Consider the following 8,722-nt stretch of genomic DNA (forward strand, 5'->3'; position numbering starts at 1 on the left):
CTAATTAACCAAAATGAAAAAAAACTACTTAATTCTTTTATTATTACTTCTATTGTATCCTAAAATAAATGCTCAGGAATTTAAATTAGGAAAAGTTTCTATCGCCGAATTAGAGCAAAAAGTTCATCCAAAAGATTCTGCAGCTGTTGCAGCAATATTATTTAAGAAAGGAGAAACTAGATTTGAATTTTCCCAAAATGAAGGTTTTACGGCTATTACAGAAGTAGCTATGCGTATAAAAATTTACAAGAAAAACGGATATGACTGGGCAAATCACTCCGTACGTTTTGGTATAGGAAATAATAATGTTAAAGAAAAAGTCATTTTTTCGGATGTGGCAACATATAATTTAGTTAATGGCAAAATCGAAAAAACGAAATTGAATAGTGAAGGAGAATTCATTGAAAATATTAATAAATATTGGAGCAGAAAGAAAATTACTTTGCCAAATATAAAAGAAGGTTCTGTGTTAGAATTTAAATATAGAATCCAAACTGATAATATTGGAAAACTTAGAGACTTTGATTTCCAAACAGATATTCCTGTAAATTATGTGGAGTATAAAACGTTTTTCCCTGAATATTATGTTTATAATTCTAAGCTCAAAGGATTTATTCAACCTCAGATTGTTAAAGAAAGAGCGATGAGTTCTATTACTATTTCAAGTAAAGAAAGAGACGGAGGATTGGCTTCACATACAACTTTCTCAAATGACAAAATTGATTTTCAGGAAAACCGGACAACTTATATCGCAAAAGACTTGCCAGCAATGAAAGATGAGGTTTTTGTGAATAATATCAGCAATTATACAGTAAGTCTGGAACAAGAATTGTCGATGATAAATTATCCAAATGCACCTCAGAAATTATTTTCTACAGATTGGAATGCGGTTGCAAAAACAATTTATGAATATGAAGATTTTGGTCCTGAATTAAATAAAACTGGTTATTTCGAAAATGATTTAAAAACAGTTGTGGCTGGTTTAACAACTCAAGACGAAATTATATCAGCTATTTTAAATCATATAAAATCAAACGTAAAATGGAACGAAGTTTATGGCTATGCTTGTGAGAATGGAGTTAAAAAAGCTTACAAAGATAAAACTGGTAATGTAGCCGAAATTAACTTAATGCTTACTGCAATGCTGCGCACCGCTGGATTAACAGCAAATCCAGTATTAATTAGTACACGAAGCCATGGAATTTCAATTTTTCCAAATAGAACTGCTTTCAACTATGTAATCGCTGCAGTAGAAACCCCAGAAGGACTTATATTATTAGACGGAACAAGCAAATATTCAACCCCAAATGTACTCCCATTTAGAGATTTAAATTGGATAGGTAGATTAATTAGAAAAGACGGAACCTCAGATGAAGTGGACTTGATGCCAAAAAGAGCTTCAAATAATAATATCAATTTGTTTTTCAGCGTTGATGCTACCGGCAAAATATCAGGTAAATTACGAAGACAAATGACAGATCATAATGCGATGAGTTTTAGATCTGAGATTGAAAGTGTTAAAGAAGAAGAGTACCTGGAAAAATTAGAAAACGAAAATGGAAAAATTGAAATCGATAATTATTCAAGAACCAATGAAAAGGATGTAAAACTTCCAATTATAGAATCTTGTTCATTCTCGGGAACTAATTTATGTGATGTTATAGGAGGAAAAATATACATTAATCCATTATTATTTTTTACCAAAAGTCAAAATCCATTTAAGCAAGAAACTAGAGAATATCCCGTGGATTATGGGTTTCCATTTGTAGACAAATACAATGTAAATATTGATATTCCTGAAGGATATGTGGTTGAATCACTTCCTAAATCAGCCCAGTTTAATATGGAAGATAATATAGGCGCATTTAAGTTTCTTGCTAACAGTTCGGGTAATAAAATTCAATTAATTATCAGTCATCAAATTAATACTCCAATTATATCTCCAGTATATTATTCTATGGTAAAAGATTATTATCAAGGAATGATTGAGAAAGAAACCGAGAAAATTATCTTGAAAAAAATATAAGAATCCGAAAAAAAATTTTGGATTTAAAAACTCGTCGTTCCTGACGAGTTTTTTTATAGATAACATACATGAAAAATAAAAACCGTGTTTTTACTATATTTACTAAAACAATTTAGTGTGATTGTTAAATAAATTCTGAAATTATACAAAACTAAAATTCCCAAATCATCGTTATATAATTTATGGAAAGTAAAAGAAGTTATACGCCTATAAAAGTCCTTGTGAGTTATGTTGCTTTGTTGGCATTGGTAGTTGCCGTAGGATGGTTTTTATATTCAGAGAATGTCGTTTACAATAAACTAGAAGATAAAATCGCTTTCGAAAAAACTAAGTTTTTGAAAGTAAGCATACTTTTTTCCAATATTTACAAGACAGAAAGCTTGGCTCGAAAAACAATTCAGACAAATTCTGAGAAAGATTTCAAAAATTATCTAGCAGAGACCGATTCGTTAAAATCGAGAATTGATACGTTAAAACAAATCGTTACGACGCAATATCAAAAAACATTGTTGGACAGCGTTACGTATTTATTATCAGAAAAAACTAAAAATATTCAACAATTAAAAGGCATAAAAAGCAAAGCCGAAGATGAAGTTTCGATTAATAATGCGATTAGCGAAATCACCAGAATGGAGTATAAGCTTCGGAAATTGGTGCTTAGTGATTTTGTAAAAAATCCTGATCAATTGGGAAGCTATCAGCGAAACGTACTTCAAAAATACGTAGCTTATCTAAACCAGAATATTCCGGATGATAGTACAAATACGCTAAGCAAACGCGCTTCTGATTCTATTTTGGCCAACTCCAAAAAACTTTTGACTACCGTAAAATTGAAAGCAGAACGGAAAAAAGAATCTTTAAATTTTCAAGAAAATAAATTACTCAAAAATGAAATCGCGATCTCGGAACAACTCCGAAAAGTACTTCGAATTATTGAACGCGAAATCATTATTAACTCCATAAAAAACAATTCACTAAAAGAAAAATCACTTAAAAAAGTCAACAAAGTAGTGACAGCATCTGCGATAATTGGATTGGTGCTGACCTTACTTTTCTCAATTTTGATAGTGAGTGATTATTCGAAATCACAATTGTATAAGAAGCAGTTAGAAATTGCCAATTTTAAAACCAAAAATCTATTAAAAAGCCGGGAACAGCTGATCTCAACAGTGAGTCATGATTTGAAAACTCCGTTGAGTACAATTGTTGGTTATACTGAACTTTTGGGCAATTCTGATATTAATACGAAGCAGTCCTATTTTGTAAAAAACATCAAGAATTCCTCCGAATATATTACGCAATTGGTTCAGGATTTATTGGATTTTTCACAAATAGAAGCAGGGAAAATTACGATAGAAAAAGTTCCTTTTGTATTACCCGAAGTTATTGACGAAGTTGCCAAAAGCATTCAGACTGTTTACAAGCAAAAAAATATCGACCTTATCATTAATGTTGATGAGAGATTAGAAAAAAGAATTGTTGGCGACCCATTTCGATTAAAACAAATTCTGAGTAATATCATTGGTAATGCGTACAAATTTACCGAAGAAGGTTTCATTAAAATTAATGCCTACAAAGCAACAGCTGATGATTTTTTTACGATTACAATCGAAGATTCAGGAATTGGAATTGAAAAAGGAAATCAAAAATTAGTTTTTGAAGAATTTGCTCAGGCGAATGAAAATATAGAAAAGAAATACGGCGGAACTGGCTTAGGGTTATCTATATGCAAAAAAATAATTGCCATTTTAGGTGGAAATTTAAAACTCGAAAGCGAATTCGGAAAGGGAAGTAAATTTATTATTGAACTTCCACTGAGCTTTGATACCAGCTCAAATTCTATAGTCGAACAACCAAAAACAAAACATCTAAAAACAGCAAAACATACGTTCATTGTTGTCGATGATGATATCAACTTACTGAGTTTGACCAGCAGCGTTTTGAAACAAGAAAATCAAAATGTGTTGTCTTTCAATAATGCCGAAAAAGCATTAGAAACAATTCAGTTCACCAATTTTGATTTTATAATTACCGACATCCAAATGCCAATTATGGATGGTTTTTCATTTATCGAAAAATTGAAAAGTTCAAATTATGAGACATATAAAAATCAGCCGATAATTGCACTTACAGGTCGCGCCGACTTAGATCATTCTGTTTGTACCCAAGCAGGATTTACAACTGTGATTAAAAAGCCGTATTCGCCAAAAATATTACTGGAAACTATTCAGAATATTTTAGAAAATAATGAAGTTAAGCCAATTCAGAATAATGATTTAAATGAAATAAATACTTCAAAATTATATTCGTTAGAAACATTGAAGCAATTTTTGGGTAATGATAATGAAGGTTTACAGGAGGTTTTGGATCAATTTATAGAAAGCAGCGAAGAAAATATGGTTCATTTAGAAAAAGCTGTGAACGAAAAGAACATACCAGAAATTGGTGCAATTGCGCACAGGATTGCACCAATGTTTAGGCAAATAGAAGCATACCAAATTGTTGAGATTCTCAATTCACTAGAGAGAAAGGATTTTGAAATAGATGATTTAGCAACGATTTTTGATTCATTAAAAACAAAGACGAAGGCACTTTTTACTACTTTAAACGAAGAAAAAGTTTAGTTTATATTGTATTGTTTCAATTTGTTATAAAGCGTTTTTCTTGTAATCTTAAGTAATTTTGCAGCTTCAGATTTGTTGTTATGTGCTTTTGACAAAGCATGAATAATGGTTTCTTTTTCATTTTCAGATAAAGAAAAAGTTTCATTGGAATGTTGTTTTTCGGGCTGGAAAAATTCGGCAGGCAAAACATCGCTTTCGATATAATTTCCTCGCGTTAAAAGGGTAGCGCGTTTAACACAATTTTGTAATTCACGTAAATTTCCTGGCCAATTGTATTTTTGAAAAATATCAATGACTTCTGGTGAAAATCCGATGATTTCTTTGTTTAATTGCTGATTGGCTTTTTCCAAGAAATAATCGGCGAAAACCATTAAATCTTCACCTCGGTCTGTTAACGAAGGCGATAGAATTGAAAACTCATTAATTCTATGGTATAAATCCTCTCTGAAATCGCCATTTTTCACCGCTTCGCGCAAATCTTCATTGGTAGCAGTAATAATTCGGATATCGACATTAATTTCCTTGTTGCTTCCAACTGGTTTTATTTTTCGTTCCTGAAGAGCTCTCAATAATTGTATTTGATTTTCATACGAAAGGTTTCCAATTTCATCTAGAAAAAGGGTTCCTCCATTTGCGGCTTCAAAATAACCTGTTTTGTCACTAATTGCTCCTGTAAAAGATCCTTTCAAATGCCCGAAAAATTCACTTGCTGCTAATTCTTTTGGAATCGCACCGCAATCGACAGCAATAAAATTGTTGTTTTTTCTGTTGCTTTGTTGATGAATACTTTTGGCAATAATTTCTTTGCCTGTTCCGCTTTCGCCAATAATTAAAACTGACATATCGGTCGGACTCACTAATTGGATATGATCTAATAATTTTTTTGAAGCTACTGAAATACCTTTTACAAATTCGTTTTCAGTAGTAGATTGTTTTTTACTTGTTTTCTTTTCTTTGTTCGGAACATCTTCATTAGAATGTTCCATCGCATTAGTTATAACCAATAAAACTTCATCGGGATTAAAAGGTTTCGAAATATAATCGGCAGCGCCATTTTTGATGGCTTTTACGGCTGTATTTACATCCGAATATCCGGTCATTAAGATAATTGGGATTTCAGGATGTGATGTTTTGAATTCGCTCATCAACCCAATACCGTCAGAATCTGGCAAACGAATATCCATTAGAATCAAATTGAATGATTCTTTTTTAATAGCCAATCTGGCTTCATCAGCTGAGAAGGCTACGGTAACATCGTATGATTTTTTTATTAGAAATTTTTCTAATAATTTGCAGAATGAAATATCGTCTTCAATCAGTAATATTTTTGACATTGGTTTGAGGGTTGTTTTTTTACTAAAATAACAATTAATAAACGTCAATCCTCTTAAAATTATGCAAAAAAAGAGATTGTTTTTAAACAATCTCTTTTTCACTCAAAAAACATAAATATAATTCCCCAATTAATATATATATTTATTTTAACCAATTGCCATTAGCATCTGTATAAACAGTAGCTTTCTGGTCGCCAACTGATAATTCTAACTTATATTCTTTTTTGTCGTTGATATAAGCTTTTCCAATTTTTGCCCCTGGATAAGCTTTCTCCACAGCTGTTTTTACTACAGCAGGTAATGAATCTAGACTAATTTCAGTATATTCAGTTTGAATTTGAAGATGGGTTTTAATTTCTGTGTTTTCAGTTGCAGTATCTGAAATAGCGTAAGTCGAAAGACTTCCCAAAACAATTGCAGCTGATAAGATTAACTTTTTCATAATATTATTTTTTAATGATATTACCAGACGCATCTGTATATATGGTAAACTTTTTGTCGCCATTAGCAATTTCCAGCTTGTACTCATTTTTCTCGTTTTTGTATGCTTTTTCTAATTTCGTATTAGGAAAAGATTTTTCGATAGTCGATTTTACTCCTGCTGGAAGTGAATCTGCAGTTACTTCGGTAAATTCATCCTGAATATTTACAGATTGAATCATTGAAACTGTTTGTACAGTATTTGCTGCCTGAGCAGTGATTCCTCCTAGAATGATTGCTGCTGATAGAAATAATTTTTTCATAGTTTAATTTTTTTTTGAGTTACATTAATTAGAGTTAGTTAACTAAGTTGGTTCTTATTTTTTGATCCAAGTTCCGTCAGCATTAGCATACAAAGCACCTACTTTATCACCTACTGTAACTTCTAATTTGTACTCTGATTTTTCGTTTTTGTATGCTTTATTAAGAACGCTATCTGGATATGCTTTTTTAAGCGCATCTGTAATTGCAGTTGGAACTTCTTCTAATTTGATTTCGGTATACTCATCTCCAATAGAGATTGTTTTTACAATACTGTTTGAAACTGGAGAAGTTGAAGCAAATAAAGCAAAACTTCCTAAAACTATAGCGGCTGATAAAAATATCTTTTTCATAATGATTTAATTTTAATGATTATATTTTGAATTTATTTATGCTGGATTATTAATTATTTTTTAATCCAAGTTCCGTCTGCGTTTGCATATAATGTACCTACTTTGTCGCCAACAGTAACCTCTAATTTGTATTGAGATTTTTCGTTTTTGTAAGCTTTTGAAAGTACGCCATCTGGATATGCTTTTTTAAGTGCATCAGTTACTGCTGCTGGAACTTCTTCTACTTTTATTTCGGTATATTCATCTCCTATAGAAATGATTTTAGTGATTGTAGCTGATACTGGAGTTGTTGCTGCGAATGAAGACAAACCTCCTAAAACGATTGCGGCTGATAAAAATAACTTTTTCATAATATCTAAATTTTAAGGTAAATAATTGTTTTACGATTTAGATAATGAAAATATTATGCCATAACGAGAAAATATATGTTTATACCCTGTGAAGTCTTATTTTTAAAGGATTTTTCTAAAGTGTGCCAAAATTGACCGAATCAAAAAGTGTGTAATTTTAAGAAGCAGTGTGTAAAAAGTATACACAATAGTGTTTACCTATAAGATTCGAGTAAAATGCGAAGAGACAAAACCTTTCATTCTCGGAAAATTGCACCTCAAAAGAATTTAGAACCTCTACTCATTTGTATATTTGCCAAAAAATATAATTATGAATTTGAAAAACGCACAACTAGACGTAGATACCTGGATAAAAGAACATGGTGTTCGCTATTTCAATGAATTAACCAATATGGCGCAACTTACAGAAGAAGTGGGTGAAGTAGCCAGAATTATTGCACGCCGTTACGGAGAACAATCTGAAAAAGAAAGTGATAAAAATAAAGATTTAGGAGAAGAATTAGCTGATGTTGTTTTTGTAGTGTTGTGTTTGGCCAATCAAACCGGGATTGATTTACAAGCCGCTTTTGATAAAAAAATGGATTTAAAATCCGTTAGGGACAAAGACAGACACAAAAACAACGATAAACTAAAATAATGTTATAAGTTAAAGCAAAGCTTTGGTTCCTGCTTTTTTTAAAATAAATTTGCCAAACACCTAAATTGAACTTCTAAAATAATGAATTTACTCGTCCAGACTTCTCAACTCGATTTACAAAACCAAATCGCAATAACAGGTTCTAAAAGTGAAACAAACAGACTTTTGTTACTTAAAGCATTATTTCCAAATATAACTTTGGCCAATACATCAAATTCAGATGACAGCGAAGTAATGCAAAAAGCATTGAGTGGAAATGACGAGATTGTAGATATTCATCACGCTGGAACCGCAATGCGTTTTCTAACGGCATATTTTGCTGTTAATGAAGGACGCGAAGTGGTTTTAACAGGATCTCAACGAATGACAGAGCGCCCAATTAAAGTTCTGGTAGAAGCTTTGGTACAATTAGGGGCTAAAATCACTTACGAAAAAGAAGAAGGGTATCCTCCAATTCGAATCAAAGGACAAAAAATAACGGCTAATAAAGTTAGCATTCCTGCGAATGTGAGTAGTCAATATATTTCAGCTTTACTTTTGATTGCACCAAAATTAGAAAATGGAATCGAACTGACTTTAGTTGGAGAAATTACTTCTATTCCTTATATCAAAATGACTTTGGCTTTGCTGAATGATTTAGACATTGAAACTAGTTTT

At 31.5% G+C, this 8,722-nt stretch carries 9 protein-coding genes; 4 read left to right on the plus strand and 5 right to left on the minus strand.

Annotated elements, in window-relative coordinates:
* Nucleotides 1-13 precede the first annotated feature (13 nt).
* A complete protein-coding gene (locus VLC96_RS12715; RefSeq protein ID WP_325263454.1) occupies nucleotides 14-2,026 on the plus strand; it encodes a DUF3858 domain-containing protein in 2,013 nt (670 codons plus the stop codon).
* A gap of 182 nt (nucleotides 2,027-2,208) precedes the next feature.
* Nucleotides 2,209-4,650 carry an ATP-binding response regulator gene (locus tag VLC96_RS12720; protein ID WP_325263456.1) on the plus strand — a complete coding sequence of 814 codons (2,442 nt, stop codon included), beginning with the start codon at nucleotides 2,209-2,211 and terminating at the stop codon, nucleotides 4,648-4,650.
* Here the strand turns inward: VLC96_RS12720 and VLC96_RS12725 are convergent.
* The 5 genes from VLC96_RS12725 to VLC96_RS12745 form a co-directional block, all read right to left on the minus strand.
* The gene (locus VLC96_RS12725; RefSeq protein WP_325263458.1) at nucleotides 4,647-5,984 is read right to left on the minus strand and encodes a sigma-54-dependent transcriptional regulator; all 1,338 of its coding nucleotides are present in this window, start codon (nucleotides 5,982-5,984) and stop codon (nucleotides 4,647-4,649) included. The two genes, VLC96_RS12720 and VLC96_RS12725, sit on opposite strands and share 4 nt — an antisense overlap.
* A gap of 142 nt (nucleotides 5,985-6,126) precedes the next feature.
* Entirely contained in the window at nucleotides 6,127-6,426 is a 300-nt protein-coding gene (locus VLC96_RS12730; protein WP_325263460.1) for a hypothetical protein, read from the minus strand.
* Nucleotides 6,427-6,430: 4 nt separating this feature from the next.
* A complete protein-coding gene (locus tag VLC96_RS12735; protein WP_325263463.1) occupies nucleotides 6,431-6,727 on the minus strand; it encodes a PepSY-like domain-containing protein in 297 nt (98 codons plus the stop codon).
* A 54-nt stretch (nucleotides 6,728-6,781) separates the two neighbouring features.
* Complete coding sequence (locus VLC96_RS12740; protein WP_325263465.1) at nucleotides 6,782-7,078, minus strand: hypothetical protein; 297 nt, start codon at nucleotides 7,076-7,078, stop codon at nucleotides 6,782-6,784.
* Between the two features lie 53 nt (nucleotides 7,079-7,131).
* Nucleotides 7,132-7,428, minus strand: a complete 297-nt coding sequence (locus VLC96_RS12745; RefSeq protein ID WP_325263468.1) for a hypothetical protein — start codon at nucleotides 7,426-7,428, stop codon at nucleotides 7,132-7,134.
* A gap of 310 nt (nucleotides 7,429-7,738) precedes the next feature.
* Here VLC96_RS12745 and VLC96_RS12750 point away from each other — a divergent pair, with 310 nt between their 5' ends.
* Nucleotides 7,739-8,065, plus strand: coding sequence for a nucleotide pyrophosphohydrolase (locus VLC96_RS12750; protein ID WP_007811153.1), 327 nt, complete (start codon nucleotides 7,739-7,741; stop codon nucleotides 8,063-8,065).
* An 81-nt stretch (nucleotides 8,066-8,146) separates the two neighbouring features.
* Nucleotides 8,147-8,722, plus strand: a 576-nt coding sequence (locus VLC96_RS12755) for a 3-phosphoshikimate 1-carboxyvinyltransferase (RefSeq protein WP_414655572.1), incomplete at its 3' end; no start/stop codon positions are given.

Origin of the sequence: Flavobacterium sp. (assembly GCF_035456085.1) — a bacterium.
Taxonomy (GTDB): Bacteria; Bacteroidota; Bacteroidia; order Flavobacteriales; family Flavobacteriaceae; genus Flavobacterium.